Raw genomic sequence first — 16,305 nt, forward strand, 5'->3', positions numbered from 1 at the left:
CATCTACCGCCTCAATGTGAAAGCAATATTTTATGCCTAAATCATCTGCCCACCTAGGCCGAATTAGCCGTATAAGCATTGCGGCGAGCGCCGCCCTCATTAGTTTCTCCCTGGCTTCCTGCGATGACGAAACATCGGATACAACCGCACAGGAGTTTTCAGTTGAGTCGACGACACTGTCCACTACAGAAGTAAACAGCGATGCCAAGCCGGAAGAATCGCCCACTGACTCTGCTGCGACGGAAGAAGAACCTACTCGGCCGGTGCCACCGAACGTCGTGATGGATGACGAGCAGCCGAGTCCAGAAGCCGACACCACTTCGTCGTGTGGCGCAGCTGATGCCCAAACAGCATTCACTGAGGGAGTATCCCAAGTCGCTCCGTGGGGCACCATTGGATGGGAGCTCTTTGACTCCTCCGGCTATGACCCCTGCGCATCCCTATCGTGGGAAACCCTGATGATTGAGGGAGGAACCAGTTCTTCGCCTTTCCACATCATGCTGTTTAATCACGGCGAATACTTAGGCACCGCAACGGCAAAGCCCTATGGATTCGCCCCCACTATTGAGCGCGTGAGTGATTCCGAGATCGCGGTAACCTACCACTGGCCGCGCGAAGGTGAAGGCAATGCCAACCGCTCAGGCACAACCAACGCAGGCTTCCGCTGGGATGAAGGACAGCAAAAGGTCATCATGTCCGGCGACGTACCGCCAACGGGATAAAGAATCTAGGATTGCCATTTCGGCTTTTCTTGGCCAGCGCTGTTGCTATTGTCGGGTTTGACTCGGCTTCCTGCTAATAGTCCCGCGAAAGGAAACTCGACCATGCTCAACAGCCTCGACCATTTCTTGCTTCAACTGCGTTCCGCAGCAGCAGTGGCTAGCGCCGGTGTTCTCTGCCTTTCCTTAACAGCCTGTGGAAGTGATTCTGCGGATCCAGAAGATTCGCCTTCTTTCTCTGCTGCAAAGGAAAGCGCTCCAGAAGCGAATCAAGCTCCCTCTTCCGCCGACGGAAATACTGAAGAAAAGCCCGCACAAAAGACCACTACCGTAGTCGAAACTCCTCCAGAGAAGAAGCAGGACGAGAGTGCACCTAGCCGGGGTCAAGACAATGGTGGCTCTTCTGAGTGCAGCTCCGACAATGACGAGAGTGCCTATGAAAAGGCAATCGCTCAGGTCGAACCATATCCAGGACTTGATAGGCCGTGGAGGCCTTTTGACTCCAATTTTGACCCGTGCGCAGATCTTTCGTGGATAACCGTCACGCTTGAAGGAGCGACCGCTTCCTCGCCATATCACATCCTGCTTTTCCACAATGGCGAATACCTAGGAACGGCCACTGCAAAGGCATACGGGTTTTCGCCAAAGGTCAGCCGAGTGGATGATTCCGAGATTGCAGTCACCTACCGCTGGCCAAAGGAAGGTGAGGGCAACGCTGAGGCATCGGGGACAACACAAGCCGGCTTCCGCTGGGATGAAGGTGCGCAAAAGGTAGTCATGTCCGGCGACGTACCGCCTATGCAATAGCTCGATGTAAAACAAGCACGTTTCGCTAAAATTTCACCAGTTAGGCGGCGAAACGTGCTTGTTTTGTGCGCTGCGTGACGCCAAGCGACTGTGGGGCATCAAGGGGGTGCGGGAAGCCAAGAAATGGCCGCGTTCTAGGCTTTCGCGGGGAGCCAGGGGCGGTTATCGTGGCCGTAACGTAGCCGAAGGAGAGATAGGAATGAGCGAGAAGACGTTTCAGCAGAAGTTCGGAGCTTTCGCGCTGGTGGCGGCGGTTATCCTGCTGATCGTGAACTTGACCGTAGTAGGGCCTACGGTGTTCGGTATCTCCACGCCGCTGCTGCTCGGCATCACGGGCATCATAATGATGCGCGGTGAGAGTAGCAGCAGCGGTGCAAAGGGTGATTAGCGCAGGCGGTGGCCTACGAAGCCGGCGGCAAGGGTGTTGCCGGAGGATTGATCGATGAGCAGGAAATTGCCCACCGCACCGCGGGCGGCATAGTCCTCGACGGGGAGCTCGGCCTGGGTCTGGATGGTGATGTGGGCGATGTCGTTCATGGCGACGGACTCGGGGTCCTCGGCATCGGAAACGCCATCGAGATCCAGGGTGCGGGTGACAGCGGCAACGCGGGCCTTAACCAGGGAAGAGCCATAGCGCAGCTTGAGCATCTGGCCGGGCTTAATGTCCTTTTCGGTCAGGCCTACAACGGTGGCGTCGAATTCGCGAGTGGCCGCGGGGCGCTGGGGGCCGGTGAGGAGATCGCCGCGGGCGAGATCGACGTCGTCGGCAAGCAGGAGCGTCACGGAGTCACCGGTGGCGGCGGAGTCGGCTGGGCCGTCAGCGGTGTCAATCTGGGTGATGGTGCTGGTGCGGCCTTCAGGGAGGCGGACCTCGTCGCCCACGGAGATGGAGCCCGCCTTTACGCGGCCGGCGTAGCCGCGGTAATCGGAGGCGTGCTCGCGGATGACGTACTGGATGGGGAAACGGAAGTCCAGCTCATCGGCGCGGCCGGTGGCCACGGGGACGGTCTCGAGAACCTCGAGGACGGTCGGGCCGGTATACCACGGCATAGTGGTGGAGCGCTCGACCACGTTATCGCCCTTGAGGGCGGAAATCGGCACCACGGTGGTATCGGTGATACCCAGGCGGGTGGCGATCTGGTTGAACTCGGACTCGATATCGCGGAAGACCTGCTCGTCGTAGTCCACCAGGTCGATCTTGTTCACCGCGAGGACCACGTGGCGCACGCCGAGGAGGGCGGCCACGTTGAGGTGGCGGCGGGTTTGTTCGACAACGCCATGGCGGGCGTCGATAAGAAGCACCACCACCTGGGAGGTGGACATGCCGGTGACCGTATTGCGGGTGTACTGCACGTGGCCGGGGGTATCGGCGAGGATGAAGGTGCGCTTATCCGTGGCAAAGTAGCGGTAGGCCACGTCGATGGTGATGCCCTGCTCGCGCTCGGCACGCAGGCCGTCGACAAGCAAGGAAAGGTCCATACCGTCGAAGCCGCGGTCGGTGGAGGTGCGCTCCATGGACTCGACCTGGTCCGCGAGCACGGACTTGGTGTCATAGAGCAGGCGGCCGACGAAGGTGGACTTGCCGTCATCAACGGAGCCGGCAGTGCACAGGCGCAGGGTATCGCGCTGCTTGAGGGCGCCAACATTGGGCGCGAGGGTCGTGGTCATCAGAAGTAGCCTTCCTTCTTGCGGTCCTCCATGGCGGACTCGGAAAGTTTGTCATCGGCGCGGGTGGCGCCGCGCTCGGAAAGGGTGGAAATGGAGATCTCCGCGAGCACCTCGTCCGGGGTCGAAGCGGTAGATTCCACGGCGCCGGTGCAGGACATATCGCCCACGGTGCGGTAGCGCACGGTGCGGGTTTCCAGCTCCTCGCCCTCGGCCGGGCCGCCCCATTCGCCAGGCGCTAGCCACATGCCATTGCGCTTGAATACCTCGCGCTCGTGGGAGTAGTAGATGGAGGGCAGCTCTAGTTCGCGGGCGCCGATGTATTCCCAGATATCGGACTCGGTCCAGTTGGAGATGGGGAAGACGCGGACGTTTTCGCCGGCCATCTTGCCGCCGTTGTAAAGGTCCCACAGCTCGGGGCGCTGGCGGCGGGGATCCCAGCCGCCGAAGGAATCGCGGATGGAGAAGATGCGTTCCTTGGCGCGGGCACGTTCCTCATCGCGGCGGGCGCCACCGCATACGGCGTCATACTCGCGCTCGGCGATGGTCTCTACCAGCGGCACGGACTGCAGCGGGTTGCGGGTGCCATCGGGGCGCTCTTGCAGGTCGCCGCGGTCGATCCAGTCCTGGACGCGGGCGACGTGGAGGCGAGCGCCGGATTCTTCCACGAGGCGGTCGCGGAAATCGATGACCTCAGGGAAGTTGTGGCCGGTATCGACGTGGAGCAGCTCAAACGGCACCGTGGCCGGGGCGAAGGCGCGGCGGGCTAGCTCGAAGACAACGACGGAGTCCTTGCCGCCGGAAAAGAGGATGCCTACCTTGTCGAACTGCCCAGCCACCTCGCGCAGGATGTGGATGGACTCGTTTTCTAGGTCTTTTAGGTGTGGAGAAAGTGTGCTCATTATTCGTGTAACCCGCATTCTGTCTTGCCGTCTGCAAATACGCGCCCGGACCGGGCATCTTCGCCTTCACCAACCGGGAAGGTCAGCGGGGCGCAGCCGATGGAGCGGTATCCCTGCAGGGTGAGTGGGTGGATGATGAGGTCGTTGTCCTCGATATAGCGGTCCGTATCGTCTAGATCCCAGGTAATGATGGGCGAGATCTTCAGCCGACCGGTGCGGTCGAGACTCAGCGCCGGGGCGGTGGCGCGGTGCTCGGAATCGGCGCGGCGCAATCCGGTAACCCAGCCGGCATAAGGATCCATGGCCATGTTCAGCGGCTCGACCTTGCGCATGCGGTTATAGGCCGCGGTATCGCGGGCGTAGAGGCGCGGGCCGTATACCTCGTCTTGTTCTTCTGGGCTGAGCAAAGGCAGCACGCGAACAAGGGGCAGGTCCGGGTAGCGCTTTTCTACCTCGTCGGCTACCTGCAGTGTTTCCTGGAAGTGCCAGCCAGTATCGATGAAAAGCAGGTCTGCATCGAGCCCGGCGCGGTGGGCGAGCTCGGCCAAGACCGTGTTCTCCATGGACATGGTCACGGCCAGGCGGCCGGGTGCGTGCTCGGCGGCCCATTCGGTAATGGTTTCCGCTGAGGCGTCATAAAGCTTATCCGCCCACTGGTCCACCAATTGCTGGTTGCGCGCGGCTACCTCGGCGTCCAGCGGCGCGGTATCGCGCGTGCCTTCCGGGGAGATGCTGGGGTCGCGGTAGTTCTTGCCACCGTCCAGCAGGTTCGTCGTTGGGTTCATGCCGTCACACATTAGGCAAAACCCCGAGGCGGCGCAGCGGATTCTGGGCGAAAAGCCGCTGAGCTTGGCGGGAGGTGCGAATAAAAAGTTTCCAATCCGTACCAAGCGGACTAGATTTACAGACAAGACAGTCTATTGCGGGTGTGCGCGCCCTACACAAGGAGGCACTTTCATGCAGCGTATAGCCATCATCGGGGAGGGCCCGGCAGCCCTATCCACCGCCGAAAAGCTTATCAGCGCTGGCATGTGTGTGGACCTTATTACTCAATGCACCGCACCATTCGGTCTACTCCGCCGCTTTGCGGGCTTGGCTGGCGTGCTGGGCGACGCCGTCACGGGCTCCCACTGCGGCCCCGGCACCACTCCCCGCTTGCGCCTTATCGGCAACGTGCGGGTAGGACCAGACGGCGATATCACGCATAACGAGATCCACCGCCTAGCTTCTTCTGGCGACCGCGAGCTGCTCTTGCTCGAGCTCAAGGCCCGGGGCGTGGCCGTTACCACTTGGGAAGGGCTGTGCGCTCCCCTCGAAGACTTTGAGGATTGGCACAGCGTCATCACCCGCGCGCAGCTGGCTCACGTGGGGATTTAGCAGCATCCACCGACCAGCTCCCCAACCAAAGCATGTCAGAGGGCGCAGGTCCATGGATCTGGTTCACATTCTTATTACCCGGTTTGGAGCTGCCTGCGCGTGCACTCGATAAGGCTCGCACCACAAGCGCCTTGCGGCTCAGGGAGCGTACTGGTGCCTGTATCAGTCCCAGTTCGCTCAAGGGTAGACCTTCCCCGGCGGCGAGCTACTCCAGCCCTACCGTCACGGTCGGCGCGTTGAAGTGGGCGCCCTTGAGGTTCACCAGCTCAAGGGTGACATCGCGCAGCTCAATGTGGTCCATGATTACGTCGGGCACCTCCGCATCGGGGACGGGGTGCGACTCTGGAACACCGAGCTTGTCCAACACGGCATTGATATCGTCGCGGCTTAAATCGATTTCCGCCCGGGGTGCAGAAACCTTACCCACCGCCGGGGTGGCCTTAAGCTCGGTAGCCATAATGGTCACCGGTCCGCCGCGTACCTCGGTGGTATCCCCGCCCGTGGTCAACATGCCATCGCCATAGCGGCCAGGCAGCGTAATGGCGAGGTTGTCGATGTCGAGGTTTTCGCCCTTCAGCTCCAGGACCCGCACATCACCGCTGGCGGTGGGGAAAGTACCCAAAGATACGGTGACATTCTTCGTCAGCGTCACCTTATCCGCAAAGACGGTACTGAAATACGGAACCGCCGGGGCATTTTGCGCATTAACCCGTTCGGAACCGCTCACACCGCCAACCGCCAGCGCGCAGGTCAGTACGGCCAAGCAGCTACGCGCCGCCCGCGGCATCGCCCTCGTCATTATTCCGCCGCTTCCTTGGTGCGGCGCTTTTTCTCCCCCGGCTGCCACGCAAAGGTAAAGGCCCCACCAATGATGCCGAGGAGGGAGCCGATGATGAAGCCGCCCAAATTGGACGTCGGCAAGGCGATAATGGCCACGATGATGCCTAGCACACCGACATAATTCGAGGTTGCCGGCTGGAACCAAGCGCCAAGGCCGAACATAGCCAGCAACACGCCGATAAGCAGCGTAGAGACGCCAGAGATGGTGGAAATCATGACCAAAAGGTCAGAGATGCGGATGGTGATATAGGCCGGCGCGGCAATGATGATGCCGGACAAAATAAGCAATAGCCCGGGAAGGAAGGGCCGACCACTGCGCCAGCGGCGGAAGCGCTGCCACAGGCTGGGCTTAGATTCCTCCTCGCCCGTTACCTCCGCCGTCGGGAGGGTCTGTGTTTCTTCCGCGGTGGACTCAGCAGCCATTATCGGACCCCCTCCTCACCGTCACTCCCACATTCTTGGCAGAAAGGCGCTGCGCGCCTACGGAGGTGGCCTTGACATCATCCGCCTTGAGGGAGACCTGCTTGGAATACAGGCCCCACGCGCCAGGATCCGCGGTATCGCTGAGCTGATTCGCATCGATGCCCACGTTGACATCCTGCATGACCAAAGAACCATCCACGTCGGTCGCACCGACCAGCAGGCTATCGGACTCCACGCTACCCTCGCCCTCAGCCTTCAGCGCTAGGGTGGCCTCCCCACCAACGCCGGGGACCTTGGGAACCGTCACCGAAAGGCAAAGATCAGAGACCTTGGCGTGGTCCAGCTTGATGCGGGCGACGGGAAGGTGCTCTTCGGCCTTTTGATCATCATCAACAAAAAGCGAAAAGCCTTCTCCATCCAAGTGCCCCATGGTGATTTTAAAGAAGCTACCGGAAAGGGCCAGGTTCGCGGTCAAGCCGCCCTGCGCCACGGCGAATCCAGTAACACCAAAGGCAGCAAGGCCTGCGGTCAAGGCCACCGCGGCCTTGGTGATATTGGTTTTGCCCATGGCGGTTTACCCTTTCTGCGGCAGTCTCGGTCTTCTTCTTGCCCGGCCACATTACGGACGCCGACACTGTATTATTCCGCCGCCGTGCACAGCACGTTTAGCAGAATATGGCGGCCGAGTTTCTCATCTTGACAGTGTACAGCCCACCCCGCCGTGATACCGCACTGAATGCAGACTCTCTGATTTCCACCCCTAGGCTTTAAGGTAGATAACAACGTGGAGCATCAGTATTAAAGGAGCACGCATGACCACCGTGTTCGGTTGGATCGCTGTAGCCGCATCGATTCCGGTGTGGCTGTACTTTTTCACCCGCGTATGGGCCCTCTTTAAGTTCATCCGCTCCGGCGGACCCACCCAGCTCAAGCGCACCGATAGCCTAGGCAAGCGTTTATGGCGCGTTATTGCGGAAGTCTTTGGTCATTCCCACTTCAAGGGTAAACCGCTGGTCAATGCCGCCCACTGGCTGGTGATGGTGGGCTTCCTTTTCGGCATCCTGGTGTGGTTTGAGGCCTATATCCAAACCTTCGCGCCGAATAAGGGCTGGCCGTGGCTCAGCCACTGGCCGGTCTACCACTTCGTTGAGGAAGTCTTGGGCATCGCGACGGTCCTAGGCATCGGCTTCCTCATCAGTGTGCGCCTCAAGCTTGGCGATACCGAGCGCGGCAGCCGCTTCTTCAATTCTCAAACCGCCTCGGCGCGCTGGGTAGAGTTCATTGTCTTTTCTGAGGGACTCGGCATGATCCTGGTGAAATCCACCAAGATCGCCACCTACGGCGGCGGCTCCGCCTGGGCGGATTTCTTGAGCATCCACTTGGCCAAGCTCTTCCCCGAGTCACCGGCGCTGGTGAGCTTTTTCGCGCTATTCAAGCTGCTATCCGGCATGCTGTTTATCGTCTTCATTTCCCGCAATTTCCAGTGGGGCGTGATGTGGCACCGCTTCACCAGCTTTTTCAATATTTTCTTCCAGCGCAACGCCACCGGTGAAAAGGCATTGCAAGAACTGCCCACCCCGGACTTAGAAGAAGACATCACCCCGGGTAGCTGGAAGATGCTGCTGGATTCCACCTCCTGTACCGAGTGCGGCCGCTGCCAAGAACTATGCCCGGCGTGGAATACCGAAAAGCCGCTGAGCCCCAAAAAAGTCATGATGGACCTGCGCCAGGGCGCACTGGATAACTACAACCCGCACGAGGGCCTGGACGTGCTGTCCATGGCCGGCGTTATCGATGATGACGTGCTCTGGTCTTGTACCAACTGCGGTGCGTGCGTGGATCAGTGTCCTACCGATATTGAGCACATCGATCACATTGCGGACCTGCGCCGCTTCAAGGTGCTTGCGGAATCGGACTTCCCTTCCGAGCTCACCGGCTTGTTCAAGAATATGGAAAACAAGGGCAATCCATGGGGCCGGAATAACTCTGAGCGCCGCGCCTGGATCGATGAGGCCCGCGCCGATGGCATCGACGTCCCCATCATTGGTGAAGACGAGGCCGATTTCTCCGATATGGAATACCTGCTCTGGGTGGGCTGCGCCGGTGCTTATGATGACGATGGCCGCCGCACCACCCGTGCCGTAGTAGACCTGCTGCATACCGCAGGCGTGAAGTTTGGCGTGCTCTCCACGGGTGAGACCTGTACGGGTGACCCTGCCCGCCGCGCCGGCAACGAGTTTCTTTTCCAGATGATGGCGCAGCAAAACGTAGAGACCCTCAACAACGCCTTCGACGGCGTACCGGAGGGCCAGCGCAAGATCATCACCACCTGCCCGCACTGCTTTAACACCATCCGCAATGAGTACCCGGACTTTGACGGGCACTTCGACGTCTTCCACCACACCCAGCTGCTCAACCGGCTGGTCCGCGAGGGCTTGCTCAAGCCGGTGCCACGCACGCCGGAGAACCGCAAGCCCATTACCTACCACGATCCGTGCTTCCTCGGCCGCCACAATAAGGTCTTCGATCCTCCGCGCGAGCTGCTCGAGGCCACCGGCGTGGAGCTGCGCGAGATGGACAAGAACCGCGACGAGGCCTTCTGCTGTGGCGCCGGCGGTGCCCGCATGTTCATGGAGGAAAAGCTCGGCACCCGCATCAATGACTTCCGCACCGAGCAGGCCCTAGAGACCGGCGCGGAAGAAATCGCCACCGGCTGCCCCTTCTGCAATGTCATGATGACCGGCGGCGTGAAGTCCTTGGCGCAGGATTCCACCCCCACCACCAAGGTCAATGACGTGGCGGTTATGCTGCGCAATTCCATCGCGCTCGACGAGTCCGGCACCCTGCCGGAGCCCCACCCCAAGGCGTTCCTGGCCACCCCTGTGCGCCACCAAAAGTCCGAGGGCACCACTGACGCCCCGCTTGCCGACGCCCCTACTTCCGCCACCCCAAACACCACCCACACCCCGGCCGCATCGGCACCAGCACCAGCCCCCGCCGCTCCTGCAGCACCAGCCGCACCCGCAGCGCCGGCTGCACCGCAGACTCCCGCGGCACCAAGCGCACCCACCCCGCCAAGTGCTCCAGCAGCACCTGCGCCCAAGGCACCAGCAGCTCCAACACCGCCTAGCGCACCCACAACGCCCGCGGCCCCGGCCGCACCAACTGCGCCACAAGCTCCCCAGCCACCAGCAGCACCAGCGCCCAAGGCACCAGCAGCTCCAACACCGCCTAGCGCACCCGCAACGCCCGGGGCCCCGGCCGCACCAGCTGCACCGCAAGCTCCGCAAGCACCAGCGGCTCCAGCCGCTCCCGCTGCACCGAGCGCACCCACCCCGCCAAGTGCCCCAGCAGCACCTGCACCCAAGGCGCCAGCCGCACCGACGCCGCCTGCAGCGCCAGCAGCTCCGGCAGCACCAGCCGCACCGGCGGCCCCGAAACCTCCACAGGCTCCTGCTGCGCCCACCCCGCCAAAGGCTGAGCCGCCAGCCGCACCAACCCCGCCAGCACCTCCGGCGGCTCCGGCACCACCGGCGTCGGAAAGCGTGCCAAAGCCACCTGAATCTGAGTAGGCGCGCAGGGGCATTGGTGCGTACGCTGTAGTCCATGCATTTTAATGCGGGACTCCCCACCGATGCCCTGCTGCTGGCGGCAGGCGCGACCGAAAATACAAATTCCCTCGTCTCTTTCGCCTGGATTATGGCCGCGGCTCTACTCGCGCCGCTGGTCTCTTATATGTTGGGCTACCGCCTGCCGTCGGTGGCCCTTTTGCTGATTTTCGGCATGATTATTGGCCCTTCCGTCCTCGACCTCGCGGCCGAGGATGAAGGCATCGAAATGCTCAAGGAGCTCGGCGTGGGCGCGCTGTTCCTCCTCGCGGGCTTTGAGATTCAAATCTCTACCCTAAAAACCAAAGAAGCCGGGACGGCACTATCTACCTGGATCATCTGTGCCCTCGCCTGTGGCGTGGGCGCCTACTTCTTGGTGGATAACGTGCCCGGTGCCATCGTCGTTGCCTTGGCGCTGACATCAACGGCGCTGGGCACGCTCACGCCGATGCTGAAACAGGACCGCATTCTGGGCACCAAAGTGGGCAACTCCGTGATGATTCACGGTGCTATTGGCGAGGTCGCCCCCATTACCGCCATGGCGCTGTTGCTGGGTACTCGTTCCACGCTGACGACGATGATCATTTTGTTATTCTTCATCATCATCGCCGTTGCCGTCGCCGTCATGCCAGCGGCCATCGCCTCGGCCATCCCTTGGGTGAAGACCGCCTTTATCTCCGGTGCGGGCTCCACCAACCAGACGATCTTGCGTCTTATCATCCTGATTCTGGCCATCCTCATGGCGGTTACGGCAGTCTTTGAACTCGATATCGTGCTCGGCGCCTTTGCCGCTGGCATTATTTTGAACCGCATCATCCCGGATGAATTCCACCGCCGCCTTGAACACCGCCTCGATGTGGTGTTTTATTCGATGCTTATCCCAGTCTTCTTTGTGGTCTCCGGCATGAGCATTAGCTGGGATACCATCGCCAACAATCCGTGGAAGGTGCTGGGCATTCCAGCCCTTATTCTGGTGACGCGTGGTCTGCCGGTCTTCCTGCGCGAAAATGTAGCGCATACCGGATCCGATATTGAAACCATCCGCGAGCGCCTCCAAGTGGGCTTGTATTCCGCCACCGGTCTGCCGATCATCGTGGCGGTGACCACCTTGGCGGTGAACTCCAAGATTATGGAACCCGAAATTGCCTCCATCTTTGTCTCCGGCGGCGCACTTACCGTCGCCCTCTTCCCATTCCTCGCCAGCCTGGTGGGCGGCAAGAAACAGCCCGAGAAGAAAGACGAGGCGAACTCCACCACTGAGCCCAAGGACCTATAGGCAGCGTTCGCTAAGAGCACGTCCCTAGCAGGGAGGAAATTTCCTAAACTGGGAAGCGTGAGTAATAGCTTTGGTTCTTCCCCTATCAATCGGACGATGCGCCTGTCCGATTCCGAGCGCAACGATGCCATCAATGACCTCGCCCGCGCCGTGGGTGAAGGCCGGTTAACCATGGAAGAGTTCGAGGATCGCTCGGACGACGTCATGCGCGCTAGCACCCACCAAGACCTCGTGCCCGTCTTTCAAGACATTCCGGCGCGTGGTTCCCACGAGGTCAAGGTTTATTCTCGCGGTGAGGTCACGCGCGCCCATAATGCGGGCAAGAAGCCAAAGTTTGCGACCGCTCTGTCCGGCTCCGTGGTGCTTGCCGTTGCCAGCCCAACGCTTATCGTGATGAGCGCGACTTTAAGCAGCCCATGGCTTTTGCTGGGAGGCGCGGTAGCAGCCGCGCTCATCCCTATCCTGTGGATTCTGCTCTACGTTGCCAAGGTGGGCCCTTCCTCGTGGCACGCCCCATCCGTGCGCCAAATTGAAAAGGAGCAATTACGCGAGATTCGCGCGCTCACGGCACATGAGCGCGCACAGCAAAAAATGATCGAAGAAAAGATGTGGGCCGATCGCCGCATGCAAGCCGGCGAAATTACCGGACAGGCTATGGATCTGGCCAAGCGCAAATTCAGCGAGTGGAATAAAAAATAGTCATCTCCGCTGTTAAAGCGTTTTGTGTGGCTGTGAATCGTGGCACAATATTCCCATGACTTCTCCGAAACACCGCATCTTTGACCAGTCCGACAAACTCAAGGGCGTCGCGTATGACATTCGCGGCGAGGTCTCTGCGGAAGCGGAACGCATGGAGCTCGATGGGCACACCATCTTGAAACTCAACACCGGTAACCCAGCCGTCTTTGGCTTCGAGGCTCCCGATGTCATCATGCGCGATATGATCGCTGCCCTGCCTACTTCCCAGGGCTATTCCACCTCCAAGGGAATCATTTCTGCTCGTCGGTCCATTGTTACCCGCTACGAGCTTGAAGATTTTCCGCCCTTTGATATCAACGATGTCTTCTTGGGCAATGGCGTCTCCGAGCTCATCAGCATGACCACCCAGGCGCTGCTTAATAATGGCGATGAGGTTCTCATTCCGGCGCCGGATTATCCGCTGTGGACCGCAGCTACGTCCCTGGCAGGCGGTACCCCAGTGCACTACCTGTGCGATGAGGAGGACGACTGGAACCCATCGATCGAGGACATCGAGTCTAAGATCACGGATAAGACCAAGGCCATTGTGGTCATCAACCCGAATAACCCAACGGGTGCTGTCTACTCACGCGAAGTTTTGCAGAAGATTGTCAACATCGCCCGCGAGCATAACCTGCTCATCTTGGCTGATGAGATCTATGACCGCATTCTTTACGACGGCGCGCAGCATATCTCCATTGCTTCGCTCGCCCCAGACCTGCTCACCATCACATTTAATGGCTTGTCCAAGGCCTACCGCGTGTGTGGCTACCGCGCTGGTTGGATGGTGCTCACCGGCCCTAAACACCACGCCCGTGGCTTCATCGAGGGATTGGAGCTTCTCGCCGGAACGCGCCTGTGCCCGAATGTGCCGGCGCAGCACGCTATCCAGGTGGCGCTAGGTGGCCGGCAGTCCATCTACGAGCTCACCGGTACCGGCGGGCGCCTTTTGCGCCAGCGCAATATTGCCTACGAAAAGCTCAACGAGATTCCGGGCGTTTCTGCGGTAAAGCCCATGGGCTCGCTCTACCTCTTCCCGCGCTTGGATCCGAACGTGTATGAGATTCATGATGATGCCAAGCTCATGCTGGATATTTTGAAGGCAGAAAAGATCCTCATGGTGCAAGGCACCGGCTTTAACTGGCCGAACCCGGATCACTTCCGCGTGGTGACGCTGCCGTGGGCATCCCAAATCGAAAACGCCATTGAGCGCCTAGGTAACTTCCTAGTGAGCTACAAGCAGTAGTTTCCCACCAGTTGCTAACGATAGTGATAATCCATAACAATATGGTGCATGGGAAGACATTCTGCGGGACCTAAATCTCAGCCGACCCCTAGTTCATGGCGTCGGCTCTCTGCTTCGATAACTCAGCATCCATGGCGATTAACTTTGCTCGGTGTGCTCGTCACAGCGCTTATTGCCACCATTGCGGGCATGGCATTGCTGTGGCCTCAGAGTCCAGCTTCCGAGCACACCTCCACTGAGTTTCAGCAAACCTATGCCCTCAACCACCCACAGGTGGAGGGCACGGTCGATACGACAGACCACTCGGCTTGCCAATCGGAACTTACTGGTCAGGCCTTCGATACACCGCCACTTATTCCTGGGACTGAGGAAGTGCAGTGCGACCGTGCCCTGGTCAACATCACCTCCGGCGAGGACGAAGGACGCATGACCCAATTGGTCACCTACGGCAATGCCGGCGATCCGCAGCTTAAACCGGGCGACAAAATTGTTCTTTCCAAAGCAGATGACCCTTCCGGCGCTGCGTCCTATGCTTTTGCTGATTATCAGCGCACCAGAAGCCTAGCTCTGTGGGCAGTTATCGTGGCCGTCGTCATTATCGCTTTTGCGGCCTGGCATGGCGTGCGCGCCCTTATCGGCTTGACGCTCAGCCTAGGCGTGATCTTTGCGTTCCTCGTCCCCGCTCTTATCGACGCCCATAACCCCCTCTGGTCCGCCCTTGTTGCCTGTTCCGCCATCATTCTGTTCGCCGTTCCTCTCGTCCATGGACTGAATTGGAAATCGGCATCGGCGGTGGGCGGCTCCCTTATCGCTCTCATTCTTGCAGCAGCGTTAGCGTGGGCCGCTATCGATAGTTCGCAGCTACAAGGCTATAGTTCCGAGGACAACCTGAAGCTACTTCTTTATATGCCCAACGTGTCCATCGTGGGCGTGCTCTTATGCGGTTTTGTGGTCGGTGCCTTGGGCAGCCTTGCCGACGCCGCCGTGGCCCAAGCATCCACCATTACCGAACTCCACGGAGCGGACCCTGATGCTCGCCCTTCACAGCTTTTCCTCTCCGCAATGAAGGTGGGCCGCGACCATATTGCCTCAATGGTTTATACGCTAATTCTGACCTATACCGGTGCGACCTTGCCACTGCTCATGTTGATCACCGCAGCGGAGCGCCCCGCAGGCCAGATTTTAAGCAGCGATCTCGTCGCAACGGAGCTGCTGCGTTCCGGAGTAGGTGCGATGGCATTGACCCTCGCGGTTCCCATCACTACAGCCATTGCAGCTTTCACAGTGCCACAGCGCGCACAATCTTAGGGCCCTTATGCAGAACGCTGAGCAGCGCAATAATCACGCTGCTCAGCCTTTGTATCTCAGAAGTAGAGGACCTAGAGGGTGCGCCCCAAGGCCTCGACCTTCCAGCCCGCCTGCTGCCAGTCTGCGACAGGCAGCACATTGCGGCCATCGATAATGTGCTTATTGTCCACAAGCTGGCCCGCCTGCTGCGGATCCAATTCTTTGAACTGCTTCCACTCGGTAGCCAAAATCACCAGTTCAGCCTCGCGCAGGGCATCATCAGTGTCCGCGGCGTAATCCAAGGTGGGGAATACCTTCTTGGCGTTGTCCATGCCTTCTGGGTCATAGACGGTTACTGCCGCGCCAGCCAGCGACAGGGAACCGGCTACGGCAAGGGCGGGCGAATCGCGCACGTCATCGGAATTCGGCTTAAACGCACAGCCCAACACGGTCACGCGGTGGCCAAGCAGGGAGCCATTGAAGGCTTCCTTGGCTAGGTCCACCACACGGTCGCGGCGGCGCATATTGATAGCGTCCACCTCGCGCAGGAAGGTCAGCGCTTGGTCGGCGCCAAGCTCGCCGGCGCGGGCCATGAAGGCGCGGATGTCCTTGGGCAGGCAACCACCACCAAAGCCGAGGCCAGCGCCCAGGAACTTGCGGCCGATGCGCTCGTCGAGCCCAATGGCGTCGGCAAGAGCGGTAACGTCCGCGCCTGCAATCTCGCAGATTTCGGAGACAGCGTTGATAAAGGAAATCTTGGTGGCCAGGAACGCATTAGCGGAGACCTTGACTAGCTCGGCGGTCTGCCAATCCGTCACGATGAATGGGGTGTCCTGCGATAGCGGCTGCGCATAAACCTCGCGTGCTACCTCTTCGGCACGGCTTTCGCCCTCGCGCACGCCGAGAACAATGCGGTCTGGGGTGATGGTGTCCTTGACGGCGTAGCCCTCACGCAGGAACTCTGGGTTCCACGCGATTTCCACGGTGGTGCCTTCTGGGGCAAGCTCATTGGCTAGCTCTTGGAGCTCCGCAGCCGTTCCCACCGGAACAGTGGACTTACCAAAGATGATGTGATCACCCTTGAGCTTGGGCACCAGATCCGTGATGACGGCCTTCACGTAGGTCATATCCGCTGCGTAGGAACCGCGGCGCTGCGGGGTACCTACGCCCAAAAAGTGCAGGTTGCCGAACGCGGCTGCTTCTTCATAGTCCGTGCTGAAGTCAAGACGGCCGGCCTCGATATTGCGCTCGAGAACCTCCGGTAGGCCCGGTTCATAGAACGGAACCTTGCCCGATTTAAGAGCGGAAATTTTATTGTCATCTACGTCCACGCCTAGTACTTCATGGCCGAGCTCGGCCATGCAGGCAGCATGGGTTGCACCCAAATATCCGGTGCCGATTACAGTCATACGCATAA

16 protein-coding genes are annotated in these 16,305 nt (G+C 59.9%); 9 read left to right on the top strand and 7 right to left on the bottom strand.

Annotated features, from left to right (window positions below; genetic code table 11):
- The first annotated feature begins 32 nt into the window (after positions 1-32).
- The 3 genes from BJ985_RS07275 to BJ985_RS07285 all read left to right on the top strand — a co-directional run bounded on the left by BJ985_RS07275 (position 33) and on the right by BJ985_RS07285 (position 1,914).
- Complete coding sequence (locus BJ985_RS07275) at positions 33-722, top strand: LppP/LprE family lipoprotein (protein WP_236587123.1); 690 nt, start codon at positions 33-35, stop codon at positions 720-722.
- Between the two features lie 102 nt (positions 723-824).
- Positions 825-1,526, top strand: a complete 702-nt coding sequence (locus BJ985_RS07280) for an LppP/LprE family lipoprotein (RefSeq protein WP_179387060.1) — start codon at positions 825-827, stop codon at positions 1,524-1,526.
- Positions 1,527-1,725: 199 nt separating this feature from the next.
- Complete coding sequence (locus BJ985_RS07285) at positions 1,726-1,914, top strand: hypothetical protein (RefSeq protein WP_179387061.1); 189 nt, start codon at positions 1,726-1,728, stop codon at positions 1,912-1,914.
- On the opposite strand, the gene BJ985_RS07290 is transcribed toward BJ985_RS07285, so the two are convergent.
- Genes BJ985_RS07290 through BJ985_RS07300 form a run of 3 tightly spaced genes read right to left on the bottom strand, consistent with a single transcriptional unit; the run spans position 1,911 to position 4,878 of the window.
- Positions 1,911-3,194, bottom strand: a complete 1,284-nt coding sequence (locus tag BJ985_RS07290) for a sulfate adenylyltransferase subunit 1 (RefSeq protein WP_179387062.1) — start codon at positions 3,192-3,194, stop codon at positions 1,911-1,913. The two genes, BJ985_RS07285 and BJ985_RS07290, sit on opposite strands and share 4 nt — an antisense overlap.
- Positions 3,194-4,093 (bottom strand): sulfate adenylyltransferase subunit CysD, encoded by a 900-nt coding sequence (cysD, locus tag BJ985_RS07295; protein WP_086588811.1) that lies wholly within the window; start codon positions 4,091-4,093, stop codon positions 3,194-3,196. The genes BJ985_RS07290 and cysD overlap by 1 nt, the downstream gene beginning before the upstream one ends.
- The gene (locus BJ985_RS07300) at positions 4,093-4,878 is read right to left on the bottom strand and encodes a phosphoadenylyl-sulfate reductase (protein WP_179387063.1); all 786 of its coding nucleotides are present in this window, start codon (positions 4,876-4,878) and stop codon (positions 4,093-4,095) included. The genes cysD and BJ985_RS07300 overlap by 1 nt, the downstream gene beginning before the upstream one ends.
- A gap of 172 nt (positions 4,879-5,050) precedes the next feature.
- Here BJ985_RS07300 and BJ985_RS07305 point away from each other — a divergent pair, with 172 nt between their 5' ends.
- On the top strand, positions 5,051-5,470 hold the full coding sequence (locus BJ985_RS07305) for a methylenetetrahydrofolate--tRNA-(uracil-5-)-methyltransferase (RefSeq protein WP_179387064.1): 420 nt from the start codon (positions 5,051-5,053) through the stop codon (positions 5,468-5,470).
- 205 nt (positions 5,471-5,675) lie between these two features.
- On the opposite strand, the gene BJ985_RS07310 is transcribed toward BJ985_RS07305, so the two are convergent.
- The 3 genes from BJ985_RS07310 to BJ985_RS07320 are packed head-to-tail and all read right to left on the bottom strand — an operon-like array spanning position 5,676 to position 7,301.
- Positions 5,676-6,269: a hypothetical protein gene (locus tag BJ985_RS07310; RefSeq protein ID WP_179387065.1), complete on the bottom strand. Its 594-nt coding sequence runs from the start codon at positions 6,267-6,269 to the stop codon at positions 5,676-5,678.
- Positions 6,269-6,733 (bottom strand): DUF6114 domain-containing protein, encoded by a 465-nt coding sequence (locus tag BJ985_RS07315; RefSeq protein ID WP_179387066.1) that lies wholly within the window; start codon positions 6,731-6,733, stop codon positions 6,269-6,271. Before BJ985_RS07315 ends, BJ985_RS07310 begins: the two co-directional genes overlap by 1 nt.
- On the bottom strand, positions 6,723-7,301 hold the full coding sequence (locus BJ985_RS07320; protein ID WP_179387067.1) for a DUF6230 family protein: 579 nt from the start codon (positions 7,299-7,301) through the stop codon (positions 6,723-6,725). The genes BJ985_RS07315 and BJ985_RS07320 overlap by 11 nt, the downstream gene beginning before the upstream one ends.
- Positions 7,302-7,545: 244 nt before the next feature.
- On the opposite strand from BJ985_RS07320, the gene BJ985_RS07325 reads away from it, so the two are divergent.
- From BJ985_RS07325 to BJ985_RS07345, 5 genes are all read left to right on the top strand, one after another.
- The gene (locus tag BJ985_RS07325) at positions 7,546-10,305 is read left to right on the top strand and encodes a (Fe-S)-binding protein (RefSeq protein ID WP_179387068.1); all 2,760 of its coding nucleotides are present in this window, start codon (positions 7,546-7,548) and stop codon (positions 10,303-10,305) included.
- A gap of 34 nt (positions 10,306-10,339) precedes the next feature.
- Entirely contained in the window at positions 10,340-11,617 is a 1,278-nt protein-coding gene (locus tag BJ985_RS07330; RefSeq protein ID WP_179387069.1) for a cation:proton antiporter, read from the top strand.
- A gap of 57 nt (positions 11,618-11,674) precedes the next feature.
- Positions 11,675-12,316, top strand: a complete 642-nt coding sequence (locus tag BJ985_RS07335) for a DUF1707 SHOCT-like domain-containing protein (protein ID WP_236587124.1) — start codon at positions 11,675-11,677, stop codon at positions 12,314-12,316.
- Between the two features lie 55 nt (positions 12,317-12,371).
- Positions 12,372-13,601: a pyridoxal phosphate-dependent aminotransferase gene (locus tag BJ985_RS07340; RefSeq protein WP_179387070.1), complete on the top strand. Its 1,230-nt coding sequence runs from the start codon at positions 12,372-12,374 to the stop codon at positions 13,599-13,601.
- 144 nt (positions 13,602-13,745) lie between these two features.
- Positions 13,746-14,909: a YibE/F family protein gene (locus BJ985_RS07345; RefSeq protein ID WP_179387071.1), complete on the top strand. Its 1,164-nt coding sequence runs from the start codon at positions 13,746-13,748 to the stop codon at positions 14,907-14,909.
- Positions 14,910-14,980: 71 nt separating this feature from the next.
- Here the strand turns inward: BJ985_RS07345 and BJ985_RS07350 are convergent, their stop codons facing one another.
- Entirely contained in the window at positions 14,981-16,303 is a 1,323-nt protein-coding gene (locus BJ985_RS07350; RefSeq protein ID WP_005329402.1) for a UDP-glucose dehydrogenase family protein, read from the bottom strand.
- Positions 16,304-16,305: the final 2 nt, after the last annotated feature.

This window comes from Corynebacterium tuberculostearicum, from assembly GCF_013408445.1.
In the GTDB taxonomy this organism is placed as follows: Bacteria; Actinomycetota; Actinomycetes; order Mycobacteriales; family Mycobacteriaceae; genus Corynebacterium; species Corynebacterium tuberculostearicum.